The following is a 24487-nucleotide window of genomic DNA, read 5'->3' as shown; positions in this document are numbered from 1 at the left end:
TTAACATTTTAACTGTTCGAAGTAAGCATCTTCCAGCGATGGTGTCTTTGCGACAAAACCTTCATGTGGCGGTGCATCCGCCAATACGGTAATGATCAGACGGCCTGCATGAAAACGACTGGAAATGATCTCCATCCCTTCATAACGATATTCCTGCAAGGTATCTTTGCTCACCACCTTCTCCCACAACTTACCAGACAACGCCTGTTCTATCTCTTCCGGCTTGCCATACCTCAACACCTGTCCATCTCCAATAATGGCCATGTCATTGCACAGCGTTGACACATCTTCTACAATATGCGTGGAGAGAATAACGATGGTATTCTCCCCTATCTCACTCAGTAAATTATAAAAACGGTTCCGCTCCAATGGATCAAGGCCTGCAGTAGGTTCATCTACGATGATCACTTTCGGACTGCCAAGCAATGCCTGCGCGATACCGAAACGTTGCTTCATCCCTCCGGAATAAGTACCTAGCTTTTTTCTACGTACATGATGCAGGTTCACACGCAGGAGTAATTCATTCACGATATCTGCCCTGTCACCCGCATGCAAAATGCCTTTCATCTCTGCAATATGATCCAGCATTTCTATAGCAGATATATGCTGGTACACACCAAAATCCTGTGGCAGATAACCCAGTACTTTTCGCATGGCAGCAGGGTCTCGCAACACATCGATTCCATCCAGCATAATGCTGCCTTTATCCGGTTCCTGCAAAGTGGCAATGGTGCGCATGAGTGTAGACTTGCCTGCACCATTTTGCCCCAGCAGACCAAACATTCCCCTGCCAATGGTCAGGGAGATGCCTTTCAAAGCCTGTTTGCCATTGGCATACGTCTTATGAAGATCTTTTATTTCGAGTTGCATAATTTATATAAAGATGTTTAGCAGCCGCCGGTAGCAGCTAAATAATAACAATAGATCAAATCCAAGTAATACGATGTCGTAGCACATATAATCGGTATTGCCGGATATAAATACATGCGTGGCCAGCAGACAAAGCAATAAGGGAATCAGCATGACGGCACCCAACAGGTATGTCTTTTTAAATACTAACAACAACCCGCACAGTAATTGAAAGAAACCGACAAAGTAGAGGTACCCCGTACGATGCAGGAGTAAATAAAACGCCTGAAAATCCACACTGCCATGAATGCCGTCTGCATGAAAAGGCAACCACAATTTTTCAATACCCACATAAATAAATTGCAGGGCCAGCAAGCCTCTGAGGATGTAGTACACGATCTTCATGTTAGAACCTTGTTTTCAGTGACACACCATAAGTAAGCGGAGTCCCCAGCAACAACGGCGTATTCTCCTTTGTCTGCGTTGCATACGCATAAGAAATGTATTTTACATTCCCCAGGTTCTTCCCCCATCCACTCAATTCAAACCGTGCATACTTCACACCCACCATGGCATTGATCAGACTAAACGGATCTTGCACCAGGTCATTATAATATGTCATGTATTGCTTACCTAACAACTTCCACTCAGGACGTACAAACAGGCTCCACCTATGCCCGAAATCATAGGTATAAGTAAATGCCAGTGAAGATGTAAATGCAGGCGTGAACACCTGTTTATTCCCCTTGTAATCTTTGTTCTCACTATTCTCATCAGGTAGTATCAGCGCTTTGAACTCACTACTTACCACCCCAAGATCGTAACTCACTTCCAGCCCTTTCACAGGAATACCTGTCAACTCAATATCAGCACCTTTATTCTCCATCTTACCCACATTCTGAATTGCAACTACCGGCAGACTCAGCGTCTGCTGCTGATCGCGCCAGTTTGTATAGAACACAGCCACATTTGCACGAAACCTGTGATGGAACCATTCTGATTTAAAACCCAGTTCAAAATTGTCAGTATACTCTGGTTTGTAATTTAACTTCGTTACATCCGTTGTATACTGGTTAAAACCACCTGTACGATAACCTTTCGAATAGGTTGCATACACCAGCACATTATTCGCAGGCATATAAGACAAACTCAGTTTCGGAGAAAACGCATTATTATCTCCCTTCAGTTTTTGCTCAGGACTTATCACCACAGGTGCACTACCATCTTTTACATAATCGGTACTGGTCACCAAATCTCTCTTTTCTATATCATAACGCAAACCACCTGAAACCTTCCACTTTGGAGAAATCGCATAAGTGAGATGAGCATATGCAGCAGCACCATAAATATGTTTATCGCCATAAATGTTGGTGGTATAAGGTGCAGTGGGATCATATAGTGCATAGTCATCCCCATAAGTATACACCGTCTGTGAATGCTTACGGTCAATAAAACCAAAAAGTCCACCGGTGAATTGCAGTTTTCTGTCAGCCGCAGTCACTACTTTCAGTTCCTCCGTCCAGGTCATCTGGTCATTCATCGGGGTAGAATAAGTAATCATATCATAGACAGAATAATCCGCATCGTAGTTTCTATAAGTATCACTCAGGTAAGTATAACCAGTAATAGAAGAGAAGGTAGCGCCATGCGTTTTATACTCTGCCAGCAGGGAACCGGTATACAATTTCCTTGTCTCCTGATTAGTGCCATTCTGGTTTATTTTATACGGATTGGCCAATGCATTCTCTACACCTAACACGTATGGAAAGGCACCGCTTACATTGTCCTGCTCCTCTTTCAGATTGAAAGTAAATGAGAGGCGATCACTGGCCAAGTACTTCAGGTAAGCATTGCCACCGAATATCTCCGGACGGTCGTATTTGGAGTTTGTATAAAGGTTGGTATAATAACCATTGCGGGTATCATACATACCAGAGAACCCTGCAAGCAGTTTATGTTTTACAATAGGACCAGATATACTTAGTCCGTAGTGCTGACTGGCATACTTACCAAAACCTGCTTCTGCAAAACCACGCAGGGTATCGCCCGGCTGACAGGTAAAGATATTGATGATACCACCGAGCGCATTTCGACCATAAAGCGTACTTTGAGGCCCACGTAATACTTCGACCCGTTCGATGTCGTTCAACCGGATAGAACTGGAATACCCATCAAACATCGGAATACCATCGATATACACACCTACAGCAGGATCTACAGAGAATGTCATAATCCCCCTGATCGAAATCGTACTCAGGGTAGGTGCCCCTACATTCATTGCCATCAGGTTCGGTACCTGTAGCAGCAGGTCTCCCATCTCAACTGTCTTAGATCTTTCTAACTGCGCCCCCGTCAGCGCTGATACAGATAAAGGGGTCTTTTGCAGAGAGCCTTCACGCTTTTCTGCCGTTATAATGACTGGTTTTAATTCAACACGGTTCATCGTGTCTTTCTCTTGTGCATAGATATTGGAAAATAGCAACAGGCAAAGCCCAAACGATACAATTCTGACCATTTTATGACATTAATTAACTAAATTGAAAGAATACTTAAGGGAAACAAAAGTAGCTTTGTCAGCTGTAGGACCTTATACGCCAGAAGGAATAAAAATTACAATTAACGGAGTTTCTTAAATATGCAATTCAGCATCAACGCCGGCGATCTTTCAGAAATGGTTTTAGAAAGTAATTTCCCCGAAAATTATTTTGATATTAATACGACCATTTCATCGCGCACCACAAAAATTTCACAGTCATTTGGAGAAGGTGTGTTCGAAGAGATCTTCTTTGAGGGGATGCATATTGCCTATGGGGATATGCGTTTCAAACAACATACAAAGTTATTCTTTGAGAGTAATTATGAAACCGTCGAGATGCATTTTGATCTCTGTGGCACCACGTTCACGGATATATCAGGCGGGCAGACCTACACATTCAGCGACAACCGCCATAACCTTATTTATGTACCGGGTGTAAAGGGGCAGATTCAATTTGCAAAAGAAAATGTGCGGATGCTGGAGATCAACCTTATGCCTGCTCTGTTCAAAAAATACATGGAAGATGAGGAGGCGTTTGAGCAGTTTATGAAAATGGTACGTAACCAATCACCGGCTTTGTTAGGAAAACATAATTTGCCTATTCCCCCTACCATGATGCATATTATTAAGGGGATACTGGATTGTCCGAAGATGGGAATGTTTAAAAGAATGTACCTCGAAGCGAAGGTGATTGAGTTATTATTAATGCAATTGGAGCAGTTCTCTACTCATGACTGCAAAGACTTTTGCTCATTAAAAAAAGCAGATATCGACAAGATGCATCATGCAAAGGAGATCATCTTAAAGCAGTTATACAACCCCTGTTCGCTGATAGATCTGGCCCGACAGATAGGTACAAATGAGTTTACCCTGAAGAAAGGATTTAAGGAAGTATTCGGTACTACGGTATTTGGAATGGTTTCTGATATTAGAATGGAAGAGGCGAAAGCCTTATTATTGAGTGGGGAGAAAAATGTGACGGAGATCAGTGAGCTGATCGGCTATAAGCATCCGGCACACTTCAATACAGCATTTAAGAAGAAGTTTGGGATCACGCCGGGGAAGTTTTTAAAGTAAGGCCTCCCATACGTATTAGAAAATATCTTATTTTTGACCTATGCAGCAAAAACAGAACGATAATAATACCGATAAAAATATAAAAGCAGTAGGTGTCACTATTGCTGTGCATGCATTAGTCTTATTAGCATTGATCCTCGGCGGATTCAACGCACCACCCCCACTCCCTAACCAGGACCTGGGTATGGAAGTGAACCTCGGCACCTCCGACGATGGTATGGGCGATGAGCAACCACTCAACCCCAACCCTCCCAGCGCCGACGCTGCCAATGCTTCTACCCCTCAGAACCAGCCGGTACCTACGCAGGACAATTCAACACAGGAAGATATTGCTACTCAGGACAATGAAGACGCCCCTGAGGTAAACAAACCGGAAAAACCAGTTGAAAAACCAAAGGAAGTAGCTAAAAACCTGGATAACAAACCTACCAAAACGACCAAGAAAACTTCTGAAAATAACCCGGTTGCAGTAGAAAAACCACAAAAAGCAAAAGCTGTATTTGGTGGTGGTACTTTCACCGGCAAGAACAGTGGTAACAACGCTAACGGTTCTAACAACTCTACCGGCGAAGGTAATACCGGCAAACCCGGTGATCGTGGCCAGATCAATGGCGACCCGAATGCCAGCGGTTATACCGGCGGTGGTTTAGGCGGCGGTAAGTCTGATTTCCGGCTGAATGGCCGTAGCCTGATCAGCAAACCATCGCTCACTTACGATGGAGACGAATCAGGTTATGTAGCTGTCAATATTAAGGTTGATAGAAATGGTAATGTGATCGATGCATCTCACTCCCTGAAAGGGTCCACCCTGAACAACCCCAGATTGATTGAAATTGCTAAAAAAGCAGCCAAAGAATTGAAATACAATACAAATTCCGACGCGCCTGAAGTACAGTTTGCACTGATCCGCTTCTACTTTAAAGTACAGTAACAAGAGATTATATATAGAAAAATGAATCCCTTCCCATACCCGGGAAGGGATTTTTTTGTGCATACTTATTAATAGCTAATTTCATTCTTATTTATAATAACATAATTTAATAACAATAATATATTTGGATATATTTGCATGGGAAATTCTTTTGTAGCGCTTGCCAATATATAGGTATGTTTTGCGTTATAATGGGGAAAAAACCATCTGCCAACTAATTAGATATATGCTGTTTAGAGTAATTCGAGTCTTAAGCCTTGCAACTGTCATTGCCATATCTTTAATCGAGCCATACAAGGCGAAGGCCCAGATGAATATGAACATGGGCGGGTATGCAAATAGTCATTATGCCGGGATTTATGGCGTACCATCCAACCCCGGAATGGCTGCCGGTACGCACTATAAATGGGACGTAAATGTGGCTGGCGTAAGCGCCGCTTTAGGAAACACTTATGCACGCTTTCCAAAGTCACTGATCTTCCATCCACCAGATTCCCTGGAAAGGCTGAAACGTAACAGGGACTACTTCCTGGACACCATGTCTACAGGAAAACAATTTGGATGGGGCAATATGGATGTCATGATGCCATCCGTACTCTACTCTATCGACGAGTCGAGATCTATTGCTTTCGTATGGCGTGTGCGTGCACAGGCAAACGGTGGTAATATGAGTACCGACGTGGCAAACTTCTTTGCAAACAACTTCCCGAATGCTGCTTATAATAACCAACGTTTTGATATGCAACTTGCAAATGCGAGTTTTCATATGTGGAACGAATATGACTTTACCTATGCCCAGGTAATTAAAGACGATGGTATGCACCTGCTGAAAGGTGGTGTGACCCTGAAGGTGCTGAATGGTATCGCTGCTGGTTATGCGCAGGTAGAAGATGCGAGTTTCTATATGAACTCCACGACCAATGCTAATATTACCAGTGGTACACTGAAAATGGGTTACAATGATGGTATCAACAACTGGAAAAAACCGAATACCAGCAACTACAGACCGTTTACCGGCAACTGGGGCGTAGGTATGGACCTCGGCGTGGTATATGAGTGGAGAGCTGAAATGGATGGATTGCAGGGCTATGGCGAAAACGACTGGAACCCTGAAGGCGATGATTATAAAATGAGACTGGGTGTGAGTATCACTGATATCGGTGGTATCTCTTACAAAAAAGTAGCTTCTAATACCGACCTCAATCTGGTGGCTTCAAATATCAACCCGAATGAGATCAAAATGAGAAGAGGTGAAGGTTGGCAGGCTTACTACCGCCGCCTGCAGAACTACTTTACACCCATTGCCAGCGACGAAAAGTTCCGTATGAACCTGCCGACTGCACTGAACGTAGCATTTGATTATAATATCGATGCCCGCTTCTTTATCAATGGTAATGCAGTGATGTCGCTGAACAGCGGCCGCTACGATGCGAGCAAGACTTACATGGTGTCTCACTTTACATTGACGCCAAGATATGATGCCCGTAATTTTGGGGTGTATATTCCAATCGATGTCAATAACCACAGCCAGTTCGATATGGGTGCTGGTTTCCGTCTGGGTCCGCTCACGATTGGTTCTAATACCGTGTTGTCTAACCTGTTCCAGAAGAATAAGAACAGGCTGGATGGTTTCGTAGCAATCCGGTTGATACCAATGAACTTTGGTAAGACAGTGCTGGGATGCCCTGCTACACAGTTCTAAGTAAAGGTTAATTTTTCCAAAATAAAAATTTCATGAAAACGGGGACTCTCCAACGGGCATGAAATCTATTTCGAAAATAAAAGGCTTGTGTTTTACGACACAAGCCTTTTTTACTTTTCCGGAAATGTGAATTTCATTTAATTTTGGGCATGAACTACCAACAAACTCTGGACTACCTTTATGAGCGCCTGCCCATGTTCACCCGTGTGGGGGCCAGCGCTTTCAGAAAAGACCTGCACAATACCATCGCTTTATGCGAACAACTGGGCAATCCCCAACGCCTGTTCAAAACAGTTCACGTAGCCGGTACTAACGGCAAAGGCTCTACCAGCCATATGCTGGCAGCCATTTTTCAGCAGGCGGGTTACAAGACCGGATTGTATACCTCTCCGCACCTGAAAGATTTCAGGGAGCGGATCCGTATCAATGGTGAGATGATTGACCAGGAATTTGTCGTAGAGTTTGTACAACAAATACAACCTTCTATTGAACAACTTGATCCTTCCTTTTTTGAACTGACAGTGGCCATGGCGTTTCAGTATTTTGCACTGGAACAGGTAGATATCGCCATTATTGAAGTAGGCCTTGGTGGCCGGTTAGATAGCACCAATATTATCACTCCCGAATTGTCAGTGATCACCAATATCAGTTATGATCACATGAACCTGTTGGGCAATACCCTCCCTGAAATAGCCAGTGAAAAAGCAGGCATTATCAAACCCAATATACCGGTGGTAATCGCGCAGACACAGTCTGAAGTAGAACAGGTATTTATTGATAAGGCAAAAGCCATGGAAGCCCCCATTACCTTTGCAGACCAATATTGGCTGGTGCAGGATAATGACCTGCACAACGGGCATTTGCAGCTGCAATTAAGACCACATCAGGGTGAACAGGTATGGGATATCAAACCAGATCTGGGCGGACAATACCAGGTAAAAAATATCATGGGTGTACTGAGTGCCGTGAAAGTATTGCAACAGGCAGGATGGGAACTACCGGATGAAGGCGTAAAAACCGCCCTGAGTCATGTGAAAAAATTAACCGGCCTCAGAGGCAGATGGGATGTGGTGGCACATAACCCGCTCACCGTATTTGATGTAGGCCATAATGAGGCAGGCATTGGTGAGGTTATGGGGCAGCTGGAACATATGACATACAGACACCTGCATATAGTGACCGGTTTTGTAAAAGATAAGGAAGTGAGTAAGGTATTAAAACTCTTTCCACCGGCAGCCACCTACTATTTTACAAGGGCACAGATACCCAGGGCACTCGATGAAAATGAGCTGGCAGAGATGGGTGCAGCAGCGGGTCTGAGAGGCAAGGTGTATGCAAATGTGCAACAGGCTTTTTCAGCGGCCAGGCAGCATGCGCATGAGGAAGATGTGATATTGGTATGTGGTAGTTTCTTTATCGTCGGCGAAGCAATGTAATGAAAACATACATGAAAGAGAGAATTTACCAACGGGGAATGAATACCATTTTCAAATGAAAAGAGCGTGTATCTGTTTTGAAGGTACACGCTCTTTTCATTTGAATGCGCTTTCTATTATACGAAAGTCAGTTCTTTCAACTTTAACAATGCATAGAATACGCAGGTCACATGCAGACTTTGCAGCAATTGATTTTCTTTCAGCATCGCTTCCAGTTCTTCCATTTCCAGCAGCACGATTTCAATTTCCTCATTCTCATCCAGGTCCTGTTCCTGTACCTTCTTCCCTCCTGTAGCCAGGAACATATGCGTGAGGTTATTACTACTCGCAGGGTTCGGAGCGATTTTGCCTAAGCTGATCAACTGATCAAATTCGTACCCTGTTTCTTCCAGCAGTTCACGACGCATGGCATATTCAGGAGAAGGATCGTCGTTATCCATCGTACCACCGGGTATTTCCAGCAAGGTCTGTCGGATTCCATGACGATATTGTTTCACCATAATCACCCGCCCCTGATCATCCAGGGCTAAGCAATTCACCCAGTCATTGTATTCCAGTACATAGTACGGGGCTACAATTTTGCCTTGTGGTGTCTCGCATTTATCTTCGCGGGCTGTTAACCAGTTACTCTTAAAAAGATACTTTGATTCAAGCAGTTTCCAATCTAATGCAGACATATATTCAGTTTAAAGTTTATTGCCAGTTATTCCGTTCTTTCAGCCTTTCGATGTGAGCCAGGTGGTGTTTTCCATGCCAGGAATAGGTACCTGCTACTTTTTTCAGGAAGAAAGTTTCACCATGTTCCGGGTGGGTAAACACGCGTTCCCATTGTTCAGGAGTCATGTTATCCATCAGGGACACCCAGCGGGTATGCAGGGAGTGAAGCAGGGTGAGGGAGATATTGATGGGTGTTTTTGTAACATCCGGGAGTTCGGCCCAGGCGGCTTCGTCGTATGGCTTGATGACAGGGTTGTCTTCTGTCAGGGCCAGCTTGAAGCGGGTGTAGGCATTCATATGACTATCTGCCAGGTGATGCACGACCTGTATCACAGTCCATCCACCGGGGCGGTAAGGCGTAGCGAGTTGAGGTGCATCGAGTGTTTGCACAGCTATTTCTACCAGTGATGGCAGGAAGCGGATATCGTTGATATAGCTCTTTAACTGGAGGTCAGAGATGTGCGATGGGGCCTGGAACCGGCCGATTGGGTATTTGAGATCTTCCATGATGATGTTTCGACGATGAAGGTTGGCGTTACTTAGATTATTAAAAGGCTTTCATTATTAAATGACTTCTATTAAAAGACTTCCCTTATTAAAGGGCTTACTTTATTAAAAGACTTCCCTTGTTAAAAGGCTTACTTTATTAAAAGACTTCCCTTGTTAAAGGGCTTACTTCTATTAAAAGACTTCCCTTGTTAAAAGCCCCCTTATTAAAGATTTCCTTTGTTAAATTACGCCTCTCTCAGCGCCTCTCCTGTCAGATGAATAAACACATCTTCGAGGTTTGCTTTCTTCACTTCTTTTTTCCTTTCAAACCCGCCTGCTACTAATTTATCGATCAGCGCATCAGGCGATTCCAGGGCAATAATCCGTCCATGGTCTACAATCGCACAACGATCACAGAGTATCTCTGCTTCGTCCATGTAGTGCGTGGTGATCACCACGGTAGTACCCTGGTCCCGTACCTGCAGGATCAGGTCCCAGAGGTTACGACGTGCCTGCGGATCGAGACCGGTAGTCGGTTCGTCAAGGAAGATGATTTTGGGTTTATTGATGAGCGTAGTCGCGATGGAGAAACGTTGTTTCTGGCCACCGGAGAGCTCTTTAAACTTATTTTTCGCTTTATCTTCGAGATTGAAGAGTTTGAGTAGTTCTTTGGCGTCGGCTTGCTGGTTATAGAGACCGCAGAACAGGTCGATGAGTTCTACCAGGTTTAAACCGGGGTAATAACCGGAGCTTTGCAGCTGCACACCAATGACTTTTTTAATCCTCTCGGGGTCTTTGTCAAGGTCGATCCCATCTACGAATACCTTCCCGGAAGTCTTTTCACGGAGGGTTTCGATGATTTCCAGGGTGGTAGATTTTCCGGCACCGTTGGTACCCAGCAGACCGAATATTTCATTTTCGTATACGTCGAAACTGATACCGTTTACTGCTGTAAAATCACCGTATTTCTTGACAAGGTCCTTTACTTCTATGATCTTCCTCTTTTCCATAGGACTAAATTAGGATAAAAAAATTGCTGTGAAAGAGAAAATCTGCATTCCCTTTCGCTGTCTTCATATTCTACAAACCACAAAAAAAACGCTCTTACCATAGGGCAAGAGCGTTTTTTTTGTGAAGGGCCTGCAGCCGTGTATATTTCTAATGGCCTGCGGCCGCCTTTATTTCTAATGGCCGGCACCCGACCTTATTTCTTAGCCGGCGCCTCCTTATGTACGATGAACACCTGCGTAAAGAATATAATCCTTGGATCTTTACTGGAATGTGCGGAACCAATCCCGATCCGGTCAAAATCACCCAGCATATTTTTTCTATGCCCCGGGCTCTTGATCCAGCCATCTACTACCTGCTGCGCATCCAGGTTACCATAAGCTACATTTTCTGCTGCACCAGGTATACGGCCAAACACAGTCGTCAGGTTGTTCACGCGCTGCTCAAAACCGTCATGACCAAAGGCCGTCGCACCTGTCGCCATAGCTTTACTATGCTTGTACGCCTGCCCGCTACATGTGGCATCCAGCAATAACGGTGGTTTTCCCTGAGACGCCCTGAATTTGTTGGTGTAGTAAAGGATCTCCTGCTGCATATTCTTATTGTTGTCATCCACACGGGTAGAATCTCCCGGTGTAATACTACGTGTACAGGCCAACAGGTTCAACGACAGGATACCGAATAGCGTCAGTAATGTAAGTTTGCGTGTCATATGTTTTCGAATAAATAAAAGAAATTCGTAATTAGACTAAAATAACTGATGCTGGTTTAGCAATAGTTATACCAAAAACTTACATGTTAGTATTTTTTTAACTATTCACTATTCTCTGCCAAACCTCCATCATGTTCTTAGATCCCAGGAACACTGGTACCCGCTGGTGCAGTTTGGATGGTTTCAGCTCCAGCAAGCGCTGTCTGCCAGTAGCCATCGCTACCCCGCCTGCCTTTTCGATAATGAATGACATCGGGTTGCACTCATAACATAAACGTAAACGCCCCCCTGCATATTTTCCAAAGGCCGGATACATAAAGATACCGCCCTGGATCAGGGTTCTGTGTACCTCTGCCACCATACAACCTACAAAGCGGTGGCGGTAGATCTTGCCATGCTCGTCCTTGGCCAGCCAGTAGTCGATCGCCTTGCGAACGCCGGTTTCGTAAAGGTGGTAGTAACCTATATTAACGGAAAAAATGTCACTTTCGGTTGGACATTTCAGGTTCGGGTGTGACAGGCAGAACTCGCCGATGCTTGGATCGAGGGTAAAGCCCTGTACGCTTCTGCGGGTAGCATAGACCAGCATGGTGGAGGAACCGTAGATAATATAACCTGCCGCGATCTGCTCGTAGCCGGGCTGTAAGAAGTCTTCCAGCTCGCACACGCTACCCACGGGGGTCAGACGCCGATATACAGAAAAAATAGTACCGATGGATACATTTACGTCGATATTGCCGGAACCATCCAGGGGGTCGATCAATACTACGTACTTGGAAGCTTTAGAAAACTCGTCGGTAAAGGCAATGAAGTCTTCATTTTCTTCAGATGCCACGCCGGCACAGTAAATACTGCCTCTCAAGGCATTGATAAACTGGTCGTTAGCGAACACATCCAACTTTTTCACGTCTTCACCCTGTACGTTGACCTTGCCGGTCTCGCCCAGGATATCGGCTATTCCAGCCTTATTCACCTCCACATTTACGCGCTTTGCTGCCAACCCGATATCGCGCAATAAACCTGATAACTGTCCTGTTGCGCCGGGGTAATTCCTCAATTCCTGGATTGTAAACTCGTCCAGTGTCATTACTTTTCTGTTGATACTCATTCTATAATGGATTAGTGAATATTCATTGCATAAGGTTACACTAATGTAACAGATTTCGCCCTATTTTAATGGAACTGTCATTTTCATCGAAACAAATTTTAAAACATATTCAAAGTTGATTTACTTTGCCCCGAATTTTTTTAACGGAAGATAAACTCACATATGAAGGTTTTCAAATTTGGCGGTGCAAGTTTAGAAAGTATTGAACGAATCCAACAAGTAGCTGCGATTGTTCAGTCATTTCCTGATCAACAGATCCTGATCGTTATTTCTGCCATGGGCAAGACGACGAACGAACTGGAAAAGGTAGCCGAAAACTTTTATCTCCGTAAGCGCGAAATTGCGGCACAGTTGCTTTTCAATATCGAAAAATCGCACACAGAAGTGGCAGAAAAGCTGCTGGGCAACAGGACACACCCTGTTTTTGATCAGCTACAAACGTTCTTTACAGAGGCCGAATGGACGCTGGGCGAGAAACCAGGCCGCCCTTACGACTATTATTACGACCAGCTGGTTAGCCTGGGTGAACTGCTCAGTACTGCCATCGTAAGCGCTTACTTCAACCTGGCAGGGGTACCCAATATCTGGATGGATGTGCGCGATGTGTTCAGAACAGACGATACTTTCCGCGAGGCGAATATCGACTGGGAAGTAACGGCGCGCCAGGTAGAGCAAAAGGTACTGCCCCTGTTCAAAAAAACCAATATTGTGGTGACACAGGGTTTTATTGGCAGTACGGACGAAAATGAGAGTGTGACATTGGGTCGTGAGGGGAGTGATTACTCCGCAGCCGTGTTTGCGAACCTGCTGAATGCGGAGAGTGAAACGATCTGGAAGGATGTGGAAGGGTTGAAAAATGCGGATCCCAAGTTATTCCCGAATACGATCAATATTCCTGAAATTAGTTTTAGTGAGGTGATTGAAATGGCGTATTATGGTGCACAGGTAATACATCCGAAGACGATCAAGCCTTTGCAGAATAAGCAGATCCCTTTGTATGTGAAGAGCTTTTTGAATAAGGACCTGGTGGGCACCGTGATCAGGGAGGATATTGATGTAAAACAGCTCCCTCCTATTATTGTGGTGAAGAAAAACCAGGTGTTGCTAACGATCACGTCCAAGGATTTTGGGTTTGTGACGGAAGATAGGATCAGTGATATTTATGAGCTTTTTCATAAATTGAAGATCAAGATCAACCTGATGCAGAATGCGGCGATTAGTTTTAGCTGTTGTATAGATAATAGTCCGGAGAAGATAGAGTCGTTGATAAAGGCGCTGCATGAGAGGTATAAGATTGATTATAATGAGGGGTTGGAGTTGTTGACGGTGAGGTATAATAAGGATGGGGTGATGAATGAGTTGATTGGTAACAGAACAGTGTTGCTGGAGCAAAGGTCTCCGGTGACTATACAGGCGTTATTAAAATGATCCGAAAATATATAGAGATATTAAACTCCCTTAGGTCGAATGAGATCGGCTTGGGGGAGTTTTTGGTTTTGGAGGGGAAGTCACCTCTCCTTGAATTTGATGGAAAAGGCGGGTAAGAGCGGAGAATTAATGCAGGATTTGATGTTTAGCGAACGGTTTTATAAAAAATTAGAAACGGCGAAACTGGCCTATGCGGACAGGAATCAGCCTAATAAAAAGAGCCGCCTCATGTCATTTATGAGACGGCTCTTTCGTTATTGATAAATATTATTAATCCAATCTTTCCAGGTAATACCAGGTACCACTATACCAGGAGTTATACAAAATCAGATAACCATTCTTTGTTTCCAACGGACGTAAGTCAAAATCATCTGACTCACCTCCTGCCACACCACTCAAATTCATCCTATAATAAATTTGTGTCTGTTTCTCAACATCATATATCCATTGCATCGCATAATTATTTACTGTGTCATTCTTTGACCAGATCAGAGAATCAGCTGTAATACGAATGTAAAAGTTGGTATACAATGTAGTATCCTGCAAAGAAGGCATTGACCCGGGGCCATAAATAGTTTGTGTCACCTTAAAAGAACCGGTTGAATACTTTTGAATTACATCGAGGCTTTCCTTGGCAAAAGAGTGGTTAGCCTCAATTACAAACGGCGCATCTTTCTTGCAAGAAGCCATTACGAACACTAATAGGCTAATAATCAGACATCTATTCATAAGGGTATAGGTTTTCAAGGATATATTGAACATTTTAATAATACAAATTTATTAAAATTTTTAATAATTCCTTACAAAATGGCGCTCTGTGTTAAAATTGATGATTTGGCCATTTTATTCCCGGATATTTTAAAAAAATCAGGACCTTCCTGCAACCTTTTTTCACCCCTGTCGTCTTTCTATAAAACAACCTATATGAAAAAGGTATTCATATTCACCATTATAACCCTGGGTATGCTTACCATCATCGCGCTGGAAGGCCGTTCCCTACATGACCAACAACTAAGGGACCACTGTTATGACCGAAAGATCTTACCTGTGTTCCTGCTAAACTTTGGATACGAATGGACTAAACCCATAGGTCACGACCACAGCCATCAACTAGAGATCTGATTGTTTATGAAAAAACTCATTTTGCTTATTCTGCTTACCTACGTAGGCAACGGGGAATGTTCTGCCCAGAGTGTAAATGGGAAAATCACCGTCAAAGTGATTGATGGGAAAGGGCACCCCCTGCCATTTGCCAGTGTCGTAGTGCGGCAATCGAAAGATTCCACCCTCGTAAAGGGTGAGCTGAGTGCAGCAGATGGCAGCGCCAGTTTTGAGAAAATCAATACTGGTCACTATTTTGTACAGACCTCCCTGGTAGGCTACCAGACAGCTTATACACCGGCCTTTTCCATTGATCCCCAACATACGGCTATACAGTTTGCAAATATCACATTGTCCAGCTCTTCCAAAAATTTACAGGGTGTGACCGTCACGGCTCAGAAACCTTTTATTGAAAGAAGAGAAGGGGCGACTGTATTGAATGTAGAAAGCAGCGTGGCCGCCGCAGGCAGTAATGTACTGGACGTACTGCGCCGTGCACCGGGTGTACAGATTGATAAAGATGATAATATACTCTTAAAAGGAAATGGTGGGGTCACCGTCATGCTCGACGGAAAACTCACCTACCTGAGTGGCGAACAACTCGCCAACCTGCTGAAAAGTTTGCCGGCAGAAACGGTCTCACAAATTGAGATCATGACTTCTCCTTCCGCCAAATATGATGCTGCCGGCAACAGTGGGATTATTAATATTAAAACAAAAAAAGGAGTCGCTACTGGTATCAACGGCTCCGTAAACGGTAGTGGAGGTTTTGGCCGGTATGGATTCTGGAATACCGGCTTAAACCTAAACTGGCGAACAGAAAAGTTCAATGTTTTTGGAAATTATAACCATGGAGACAGGCATTTTTATAACCAGCGCCTGGCCACACGGGTAGTGAATGGAGATAATAAGGAGGAAGCCCAGTTCTTTTCGGCGCCACAGTTCGGGAAAAGAAACTTTATCAGTAACGGGTACAAATTAGGGTTTGATTATTTCATTACCCCTAAACATACGGTGGGCGTTCTGCTGAATGGGAATAACAATTTCTTTCGCAGCAATATTTACAATACAACAAATATTTATCAACTAGGTCATTCTTCACTGGATTCCGTCCTGTATTCGGTAACGAACAATGACCACAACTTTAACACCAATACCATCAATTTCAATTATAAAGGTCAGTTGGATACACTCGGTACAGAAGTGAGTATAGATGCGGATTATGCGAAATTCGGTTACCACCGCAGGGTGTATTTGAATGATAGTATGTACTATCCGGAAGATCCGCTCAATAAGAATCCCCATGCGATCAGGAACTTCACGACGACCAATATTACGATCAAAAGTATTAAGGGGGATTTAGTACTGCCTTTCAACAAAACGACCAGATTGGAAACGGGTGTGAAGGGCAGTTTTGTCACGACAGACAACGTACTGTTGTACGACTCATTATATGAGGGCAAGTATATACCGGCGCTCTCCCAAAGCAATCATTTTATTTATACGGAGAATGTGCTGGCGGCGTATGGATTGATTAAGAAATCATTTAAAAACGGTACAGATGTGCAACTGGGCTTGCGCGTAGAAGGGACCTCGTCTGCAGGGAATTCGGTGACTTACAATTCTGTTGTAAAGCGGCACTATGTGAGTTTCTTCCCTAACTTTTCGGCGGATCATACATTTAGTAAGAATCATAAGCTGGGGGTGACGTATGCCAGAAGGATCAACAGACCGGAGTATGAGGATTTGAATCCGTTTATATTTTATTCTGACAGGTATACGTATGGCAGGGGAAATCCTTATCTGCAACCTGAGTTTACGAATATCGTTGAGCTGACGTATTCATTTAAGCAGAAGTATATTTTGAGTTTGAGTTATGACAGAACGGAGAATTTTATATCGGAGTTTTTAGAGCAGAACGATTCCACCAAGGTGACAACGAGTTATGACAAGAACTATGATTACAGGCAGGGGTGGCATGTATCCCTGACAGTGCCGGTCAATCCGACAAAGTGGTGGAGTATCAATAATAACCTGAACATGAATTATAATTACTATGCACTGAAGGATTCGGGGATGAATATTGTGAATTCAGCTGTCGGGGCGCATTTTGAAACGACATCTACGTTTACATTGCCGGGGAACTGGAAGATAGAAGTGAATGCGTATGGGGGTACACCTTTTCAGTGGGGAGTATGGAGAGGCAAGGCGTATTATGCAATCGGTGGCGGGGTGCAGAAGACGCTGTTTGATAAAAAACTAAATATGAAGTTGAACTTTACGGATGTGACAAATGGGGACCAGTTCAGGGGTGCAGCGGTGTATGGGAATGTAGATTTTCATATCCATAATCAGTGGCAGAACCGGACGGCTACGTTGAGTGCAACGTATAGTTTTGGGAATAGTAAGATCAAAGGGGCGAGAGAAAGACAGACCGCTACGAGTGCAGAAGCGAAGCGATCAGGAGGTTGAGGATAGGCAAATGAGTTTTTTTAGGTTTTGACAAATAAAATAAAACGGCTGTCCATTTACAGGGCAGCCGTTTTTAATTTTACCTGGTACCTTTTATATAACCTTCAAGGTTATTTATAATATATTTTTGCTCGTCAATAACGTGCTTGACCACATCCCCTATGGAAATCATACCTACCAGCCTGTTTTGATGGTCAATGACAGGTAAGTGGCGAATGTGCTTTTCCGTCATTTTTACCATACAATCCTCAATCGAATCATTTTCGGTGACGGAATAAGGGTGTTCCGTCATGATCTCCCTGATAAGGGTTTCCCTGGAGGCGCGGCCTTTTAAGATCACCCTGCGGGCGTAGTCACGTTCAGAGAAGATGCCAAGGAGTTTTTCATTGTCTAAAACAATGAGTGCACCGACGTTTTTGTCAACCAGCACACTGAGTGCATCGAAGACGGTGCTATCGGGATCGATGGAGTAGACTGCATGCCCTTTGACTTGCAGAATGTCGCGTACTGTTCCCATAACGAGGAGATTTTGGAGGTGAAGAAAAGAGTACTGCTTTATTTCCAAGTTAAGAATTTTGGAGCAAAAAACCTCCTTCAAGGTTAAATTCCGTCCTTAACGTAAAATTCGTTGACAAAATATTGCATTACAAAATTTTAAATATTACTTTACGGCAATTTTACATCAAAATCTACCCTATAACATTCATCATATATGAATTATCGAACACAATTCCGGGTTTTGATCGCTACGTCAGCGTTGTTCGTGAATCTGGGAGGGACATTTGGCCAAAAAATATTCAAGGAATGGCCCCTTGGCAATGAACCGGCCGTTATTGGTCCATATGTAGCTAATCACTATGTAGCATCTAACTTTGACAACTTTGGGTCTTCTGAGGCCCCTACTTCCATTACTTATCCTGAAGTACTCACCTGGTATGGCGCCCTGCAGCTGGCCAAAGTAACGGGTGATAAAGCTCTTGCCGAAAAGCTGGCACTCAGGTATGAACCACTCGTGGCACAGGCGCACCATATGATGCCTATTCCCGACATGCTGGAACATAGCGTATTTGGCGCTGTTCCGCTGGAACTCTACCTTCAGACCAATCAGAACCGTTACCTGGACGTAGGTAAGCCTTTTGCAGACCAGCAGTGGGAACTGCCTGAAGGTCCTAAACCGGAACAACAGGTATTGGCCGGCAGAGGCCTCTCCTGGCAGTCCCGTATGCAGGTAGAAGATATGTTCCTCTTCACCCTGTTGCAAACACAGGCTTTTCGTGCCACCGGTACCAAAGAATATATCAACAGGGCAGCCACGGAGCTGGCCGTTTACATAGACGCCCTACAGCAACCAACAGGTTTATTCAACCAATCGGCCGACGTTCCCATTTACTGGAGCCGTGGTAATGGCTGGGCAGCAGCAAGTATGGCATTAATACTCAACTATTTACCTGTTGAAAATCCAAATCGCGCCCACATCCTGGATAGCTATAAGAAAATGATGGCCGCCCTGAAACAGTATCAGACACCTGATTTCAAATGGGGACAGATTATAGATGATGAAAAGAGCTGGACGGAGAACTCCGGCGGGGCGATGTTCACTTATGCTCTCGTAATGGGGGTGAAAAGGAAATGGCTGGAAGATGAGGCGTATGGTACAATGGCCAGAAATGCGTGGATGGCAGTTGTAAAAGGACTCAATGAAGCAGGAGATCTGAAGGATGTTTGTGAAGAAACGAAGAAGCGGAATGATCCAAATTATTACCTCAACAGGGAGAAAGTAACAGGTAGCCTGGTGGGTCAGGCGCCGGTGTTGTGGACTGCTGCGTTGTTGCTGGATAAGTAATGATCATCTGAATGTATATAGGCCGCTGTTACCGAGGGTAGCAGCGGCTTTTTTTCTGAAAATAGTGTTCATGCCTGTTTGTGAACTACCTTTTTTATGAATGCTTTTTGGAATGGGGGTTCCTCCCTTTGGGTAAATCCCCGGTGGTAGCAGCTGCTTTTTTTCTGAAAATAATTTTCCTCCCTTTGGGCAAATTATCTCTTTCAGGATTGTTTTTATACCTTTAAAAAAACTCAGGTCTATTTATGAAATTCCACCCATGGCTTGCATGCGCCTTCCTGTTAGGAAGTGCCTCCGCCATTCATGCACAACAAAAATTCACTTTACTGTCACCAGACAAGTCTATTACCTTGTCCGTATCCGTAGGCGCCAATATCACCTACAGCGTATCGCAGGATAACAAGCCGTTGATCGGTAACTCGGTGGTTTCCTTCAATAAAGGCAACTGGAAAGTGAGCAGATCAAAACAAAGCTCACACGAGGGTCAGCTCACGCCCATCGTAAAACAAAAAACCGCTACTATCGACGATCGCTACAATGAGCTGCATATTGATTTTAACAACGCATTGTCGCTGGAATGGCGGGCATATGACAATGGGGTTGCCTGGCATTGGATAACCCGCGAAAAAGGCCCTTATAAGGTCACAGACGAGCAGGCGGAATTCAATATGGACAAGACAGGCAAAGCGTGGTATCCACAGGAAGACGGGTTCTATTCTCATAATGAACGGAAATATATTCCTTATGGGGTGGGTGAAATAGACGAAAACAAGTTGGCCAGTCTGCCGGCATTGTTCGAAGTCAACGGTACAAAACTCCTTATCACAGAATCAGGTTTATACAACTACGCAGGTATGTGGCTACGTGGCGGCAACAGCATCCATGGGGTGTTTCCGCATTTTCCCAAAACAGTGAAAATCACCAGCGACAGAGACGAGCAGGTCGAATCAAGGCAGGATTATATTGCAGAGCTGAAAGGTCCGCAGGCGTTTCCATGGAGAATAGTCATGATCGCACGCAAAGACGGGGACCTGCTCACGAACCAACTGGTATACCAGCTGGCACCTGATGCCAAAGGCGATTTTAGCTGGGTAAAACCCGGTAAAGTGCAGTGGGACTGGTGGCACTACAACAATGTATACGAGGTAGATTTCAGGGCAGGTATTAACAATGATACTTACAAGTATTACATTGATGTAGCCAGCAAATATGGTATTGAATACGTATTGCTGGATGAAGGCTGGTGCAGCACCCGCGACCTCTTTAGCCTGGCGCAGGATATCAATGTAAAAGAACTGGTGGCATATGGAAAGAAACGTCATGTAGATATATTGTTGTGGAGCAGCTGGATGGTGCTGAACCAGCAGATGGATATGGCATTGGATACCTTTGCAGCATGGGGCGTGAAAGGCATTAAGGTCGACTTTATGCAAAGGGATGATCAGCCTATGGTACAGTACTATGAAAAAGTGGCGAATGCAGCTGCCAAAAGGCAATTACTCGTAGATTTTCATGGGGCGTACAAACCTATTGGATGGCTGCGTACACATCCGAATGTACTTACGTCTGAGGGGGTGATGGGAAATGAGATCAGCAAGTTTGCGAACCTGATAGATCCTGTACATACTACGACCCTGCCCTTTATCAGGCAGGTAGCAGGGCCGATGGATTTTACGCCTGGCGGTATGATCAATGTACAGAAAGACCAATGGAGTGCACAACCGGCCGAACCAATGACATTGGGTACGAGGTGTAATCAATTAGCCATGTACGTTATATTCGAAAGTCCGTTGCAGATGTTGTGTGATATTCCTACGCATTACCTGCATGAGCCGGAGGCGATGGAGTTGTTGAGTAAGGTGCCGGTACAATGGGCAAAGACGATTCCTTTGCAGGCAAAGGTGGGAGAATATGTGGTGATGGCGAGACAGGCGCTGAATGGAGATTGGTATGTGGCGGGGATGACGAATTGGGATGCGAGAGATGTGGAGGTGGATTTGTCATTTTTACCGGCAGGTACTTACCAGATGCAGTTATGGAAGGATGGTGTGAATGCGGATAAGAATGCGAAGGATTTTAAGTTGGAGAAGAGGGCGATAGGAAGTGGTGCAAGGTTGCCGCTGAAACTGGCACCGGGTGGCGGGTTTGTGATAAGGTTGAGTGGGAATATGGAATAGTTTTTTCAATACGATTGAAATAAGTTTATTCATAAAATTTAAAAAGGAGTTTCTTTAATGAGACTCCTTTTTTCTTTGAAGATAGTTAGTCTGTGCCTTAATTTTCCCTGAAAATGGCTTTCATCCCCGTTGGTGAATAACCTCTTGCATGAATGTTTTTATTCAATAACCGTTGTATCAGTTTTGCATGAATGCGCATAACAGCATCATTTCATCTGCTTTGGTGTTGTACCCCCCACTCTTCCAGTTGTTTCCATATGGGCGCCAGACTCCTGGCACTTTCAGTCAAACTATATTCCACACGTGGCGGCACTTCTGTATAGGCTGTCCTGGTAATCAGGGCATCCTTTTCCATCTCCTGCAGGTGTAGAGCGTGTATCAAAATATACACGCTCTTTTTATCCGGATACCTAATGGAGCAAGATTGCTATTTATGCGATTTTCAGAGGTTCTATTTATGACAACCTCTCTATTTATTATTCTAAAGTCTTGGCACCACCTACAGTAGCAGCAGTTGTTTGCAACAGATCAAACACCACAATCTCATTCTCCCCTTTCTTCAGCCATGGAGCCGGACAATACAAACGTTTCTGCGGGCCAATTTCCCAGTAGCGCCCCAGGTTATGTCCATTCACCCATACAATCCCTTTCTTAAAGTTACTCATATCGATATAAGTATCAGCAGCGGTAGTGAGATTGAAACCTGCTTTGAAGAAGATGCCCGGACGGCTGGTATCAGCACCCGGTTTCAGCTGTGACACAAAACCATCGTTCATTGGCAAACCATATACCTGCCAATCCATGAGCGTCATTCCTTCGAGGGTGACACGATCAGTGATACCTTTACGGTCTATCAGTTCCTGTGCGAAGTTGATACGGCCCATTGCTTCTACAAAGATTTCCAGTATCGGATCTTTCACATCACTCTTTGGCAGATTGATGCTGTTTTCACCAAGACGACGATCTATTTTACCAACAAATTTTCCATTCAGGAATACAGTAGCATAGTCATGCAGGTCAGTGATTTTCAGCGTACCATGTTTACGACCGATCAGTTTTGTTTTGTACACCATGAAACCATAATCCTGGCCGTAAGCTTCAAAAGTTTTTGGCTGTACTGAGGCAACAGGTGCAGGCAGGTTTTCCCATACGCTTGCATAAGGTTTCACTTCGAAGTTAGCCACTACAGTAGCAGGAATGGGTGCTGGAATAGCAGGTAGTTTCTTCCTGGTATAACTGGCGATGAGATTGCGCAGCGCTATATATTTAGCAGTCGGTACACCTTGTTCATTGATAGGTGCATCGTAGTCGTAAGTAGTCAGGTCCGGCTCATACCCTTTGCCACCGGAGTTAGCGCCGGCAGTATAGCCAAAGTTAGTACCACCGTGAATGACATAGAGGTTGAAAGAGCGGTTAGTGCTAAGCAGGAACCTAACCTCTTTCAGAATACCGGAGGTATCAGGATGTGCGAATTTCTCGCCCCAGTGTGTTAACCAGCCTGGATAAGATTCGCTGCTGAAAGAAGGTACGTCAGGGTTCTGGCGTTTTGCAGCTTCGAAGTCGCCTTCAGAGCCACCGGAGTCAAGACCAATTGCAGCACCGGGTACTGAACCAGCTTCCAGCAATGGATCTACAGGACCATCGGCAGTATAAAAAGGTACATTGATACCATTTTGCTCCCAGAGGCCTTTCAGTTTGTAGAGGTATTGTTTATCGTTGGCATAGCTACCATATTCATTCTCCACCTGTACCATGATGATCGGACCGCCGTTAGTCACCAGCAGGGGTTTTACCTGTTCGCTGAGGGCTTTTACATAGCGCTCTACAGCAGCCATGTAGCGGGGATCGAGGCAACGTACTTTGATGTCTGGCGTACGGAGCAGGTAGGGTGGTAAGCCACCGAATTCCCATTCGCCGCACACATAGGGACCTGGGCGGAGGAGTACCCACATGCCTTCCTGCTGAGCGATTTTGATGAACTCAGCTACGTTGCGGTTTTCCGAAGAGAAGTCGAAAGCGCCTTCTTCCTGTTCGAGATAGTTCCAGAATACGTAGGCAGCAATGGTGTTGCAGCCCATAGCTTTGGCCATCTGGATACGGTGCCGCCAGTACTCTTTTGGAATACGGGCAGGGTGTAGTTCGCCGCTGATGATCTGGTAAGGTTTTCCATCGAGGAGGAATTCACTCTTAGCTAAGGCAAAAGTGTGTTTGGCCTGGGCCTGTACCATTTGACAGCTGAGGAGCGCGAGTGCGCTCATGACAATTAGTTTTCTCATTCGTCCCTGTAACAATTGATTAAGCTGGCAAAATAAGGAATGTTATGGTAATATAAAGGTTAAAATAGTATTAGTAGGGGTATCAGTATTGTAAAATGTTTCTTTGCAGGATATGGCTCCGATGCCCGGAGGTAAATATATTTCAGATAAATCCAATCACACCACTCATAGCCGCACCGGCAAATAATACAACACCGGCACCGCCTTTCCATTACACATCCCCGGTTTCCACTTCGGCATTTTCACTATCACATTCTGAATGCAACTATCCAACAATGTCTGCGGATTCTTATAATTCGCAAACCTGATTTTAGTAATCTTCCCATTCGCATCTATTAAAAATTCCGGAAAACTAGACGCATAATACGGCTGCTCTATCCCCTCCCTTTCCGGAATATGCAAATTCTTTGAGATATACTTTACCAACGCCTCCTCTCCCCCCGGAAATGAAGGCGCCACCTCCGGATAACGCACCACCCACTCATGAAACATCGTATCCTCTAACGGCTTGCAAAAGCCTCCGGGCAAGGTATCTGCCCTGTTGATCATACTGCAGAGTAAAAGTGTAAATAACATCAATTTATATTTTATTTAAATATAAATAAAGCTGCCCGGTATGCATAAT

General features: G+C 44.5%; 22 protein-coding genes. 9 read left to right on the top strand and 13 right to left on the bottom strand.

Annotated elements, in window-relative coordinates; translation table 11 throughout:
* From SIO70_RS17375 to SIO70_RS17365, 3 genes are read right to left on the bottom strand one after another with little or no spacing between them, the layout of a single operon-like run.
* Entirely contained in the window at positions 1–870 is an 870-nt protein-coding gene (locus SIO70_RS17375; protein ID WP_320572698.1) for an ABC transporter ATP-binding protein, read from the bottom strand.
* Positions 871–873: 3 nt separating this feature from the next.
* Entirely contained in the window at positions 874–1254 is a 381-nt protein-coding gene (locus SIO70_RS17370) for a hypothetical protein (RefSeq protein WP_320572697.1), read from the bottom strand.
* A gap of 1 nt (position 1255) precedes the next feature.
* Entirely contained in the window at positions 1256–3364 is a 2109-nt protein-coding gene (locus SIO70_RS17365; RefSeq protein WP_320572696.1) for a TonB-dependent receptor, read from the bottom strand.
* A 120-nt stretch (positions 3365–3484) separates the two neighbouring features.
* Here SIO70_RS17365 and SIO70_RS17360 point away from each other — a divergent pair, with 120 nt between their 5' ends.
* The 4 genes from SIO70_RS17360 (at position 3485) to SIO70_RS17345 (ending at position 8531) form a co-directional block, all read left to right on the top strand.
* Positions 3485–4462 carry an AraC family transcriptional regulator gene (locus SIO70_RS17360; RefSeq protein WP_320572695.1) on the top strand — a complete coding sequence of 326 codons (978 nt, stop codon included), beginning with the start codon at positions 3485–3487 and terminating at the stop codon, positions 4460–4462.
* A 40-nt stretch (positions 4463–4502) separates the two neighbouring features.
* Positions 4503–5393 carry a hypothetical protein gene (locus SIO70_RS17355; RefSeq protein WP_320572694.1) on the top strand — a complete coding sequence of 297 codons (891 nt, stop codon included), beginning with the start codon at positions 4503–4505 and terminating at the stop codon, positions 5391–5393.
* A 226-nt stretch (positions 5394–5619) separates the two neighbouring features.
* Positions 5620–7095: a DUF5723 family protein gene (locus tag SIO70_RS17350; protein WP_320572693.1), complete on the top strand. Its 1476-nt coding sequence runs from the start codon at positions 5620–5622 to the stop codon at positions 7093–7095.
* 149 nt (positions 7096–7244) lie between these two features.
* On the top strand, positions 7245–8531 hold the full coding sequence (locus SIO70_RS17345; RefSeq protein ID WP_320572692.1) for a folylpolyglutamate synthase/dihydrofolate synthase family protein: 1287 nt from the start codon (positions 7245–7247) through the stop codon (positions 8529–8531).
* A 116-nt stretch (positions 8532–8647) separates the two neighbouring features.
* Here SIO70_RS17345 and SIO70_RS17340 read toward each other — a convergent pair whose 3' ends face one another.
* The 5 genes from SIO70_RS17340 to fbp all read right to left on the bottom strand — a co-directional run bounded on the left by SIO70_RS17340 (position 8648) and on the right by fbp (position 12565).
* Complete coding sequence (locus SIO70_RS17340) at positions 8648–9208, bottom strand: NUDIX hydrolase (protein ID WP_320572691.1); 561 nt, start codon at positions 9206–9208, stop codon at positions 8648–8650.
* Between the two features lie 16 nt (positions 9209–9224).
* The gene (locus SIO70_RS17335) at positions 9225–9755 is read right to left on the bottom strand and encodes a YfiT family bacillithiol transferase (RefSeq protein WP_320572690.1); all 531 of its coding nucleotides are present in this window, start codon (positions 9753–9755) and stop codon (positions 9225–9227) included.
* Positions 9756–9982: 227 nt separating this feature from the next.
* The gene (locus SIO70_RS17330; protein ID WP_320572689.1) at positions 9983–10747 is read right to left on the bottom strand and encodes an ABC transporter ATP-binding protein; all 765 of its coding nucleotides are present in this window, start codon (positions 10745–10747) and stop codon (positions 9983–9985) included.
* 194 nt (positions 10748–10941) lie between these two features.
* A complete protein-coding gene (locus tag SIO70_RS17325) occupies positions 10942–11457 on the bottom strand; it encodes a CAP domain-containing protein (protein WP_320572688.1) in 516 nt (171 codons plus the stop codon).
* A gap of 97 nt (positions 11458–11554) precedes the next feature.
* Positions 11555–12565: a class 1 fructose-bisphosphatase gene (fbp, locus tag SIO70_RS17320; protein WP_320572685.1), complete on the bottom strand. Its 1011-nt coding sequence runs from the start codon at positions 12563–12565 to the stop codon at positions 11555–11557.
* A gap of 162 nt (positions 12566–12727) precedes the next feature.
* Between fbp and SIO70_RS17315 the strand changes: the two genes are divergently transcribed.
* On the top strand, positions 12728–13993 hold the full coding sequence (locus SIO70_RS17315) for an aspartate kinase (protein WP_320572683.1): 1266 nt from the start codon (positions 12728–12730) through the stop codon (positions 13991–13993).
* A gap of 270 nt (positions 13994–14263) precedes the next feature.
* On the opposite strand, the gene SIO70_RS17310 is transcribed toward SIO70_RS17315, so the two are convergent.
* Entirely contained in the window at positions 14264–14722 is a 459-nt protein-coding gene (locus SIO70_RS17310; protein WP_320572681.1) for a hypothetical protein, read from the bottom strand.
* A 195-nt stretch (positions 14723–14917) separates the two neighbouring features.
* Here SIO70_RS17310 and SIO70_RS17305 point away from each other — a divergent pair, with 195 nt between their 5' ends.
* Positions 14918–15115 carry a hypothetical protein gene (locus SIO70_RS17305; protein ID WP_320572678.1) on the top strand — a complete coding sequence of 66 codons (198 nt, stop codon included), beginning with the start codon at positions 14918–14920 and terminating at the stop codon, positions 15113–15115.
* A 6-nt stretch (positions 15116–15121) separates the two neighbouring features.
* The gene (locus tag SIO70_RS17300; RefSeq protein WP_320572676.1) at positions 15122–17566 is read left to right on the top strand and encodes an outer membrane beta-barrel protein; all 2445 of its coding nucleotides are present in this window, start codon (positions 15122–15124) and stop codon (positions 17564–17566) included.
* Positions 17567–17645: 79 nt separating this feature from the next.
* Here SIO70_RS17300 and SIO70_RS17295 read toward each other — a convergent pair whose 3' ends face one another.
* A complete protein-coding gene (locus SIO70_RS17295) occupies positions 17646–18083 on the bottom strand; it encodes a CBS domain-containing protein (protein ID WP_083728723.1) in 438 nt (145 codons plus the stop codon).
* A 195-nt stretch (positions 18084–18278) separates the two neighbouring features.
* On the opposite strand from SIO70_RS17295, the gene SIO70_RS17290 reads away from it, so the two are divergent.
* Together SIO70_RS17290 and SIO70_RS17285 are read left to right on the top strand one after the other, a co-directional pair.
* Positions 18279–19409 (top strand): glycoside hydrolase family 105 protein, encoded by a 1131-nt coding sequence (locus SIO70_RS17290; protein WP_320572672.1) that lies wholly within the window; start codon positions 18279–18281, stop codon positions 19407–19409.
* Between the two features lie 245 nt (positions 19410–19654).
* Entirely contained in the window at positions 19655–21586 is a 1932-nt protein-coding gene (locus SIO70_RS17285; protein ID WP_320572671.1) for a glycoside hydrolase family 97 protein, read from the top strand.
* A 211-nt stretch (positions 21587–21797) separates the two neighbouring features.
* Here the strand turns inward: SIO70_RS17285 and SIO70_RS17280 are convergent, their stop codons facing one another.
* The 3 genes from SIO70_RS17280 to SIO70_RS17270 form a co-directional block, all read right to left on the bottom strand.
* The gene (locus tag SIO70_RS17280; protein ID WP_320572669.1) at positions 21798–21968 is read right to left on the bottom strand and encodes a winged helix-turn-helix transcriptional regulator; all 171 of its coding nucleotides are present in this window, start codon (positions 21966–21968) and stop codon (positions 21798–21800) included.
* A 94-nt stretch (positions 21969–22062) separates the two neighbouring features.
* Entirely contained in the window at positions 22063–23844 is a 1782-nt protein-coding gene (locus tag SIO70_RS17275; RefSeq protein WP_320572667.1) for a beta-galactosidase family protein, read from the bottom strand.
* 183 nt (positions 23845–24027) lie between these two features.
* Positions 24028–24438: a hypothetical protein gene (locus SIO70_RS17270; protein WP_320572666.1), complete on the bottom strand. Its 411-nt coding sequence runs from the start codon at positions 24436–24438 to the stop codon at positions 24028–24030.
* Between the last annotated feature and the right edge of the window lie 49 nt (positions 24439–24487).

The organism is Chitinophaga sancti, from assembly GCF_034087045.1.
Classification (GTDB): domain Bacteria; phylum Bacteroidota; class Bacteroidia; order Chitinophagales; family Chitinophagaceae; genus Chitinophaga; species Chitinophaga sancti_B.
This window is presented reverse-complemented; position numbering and strand designations above follow the sequence as displayed.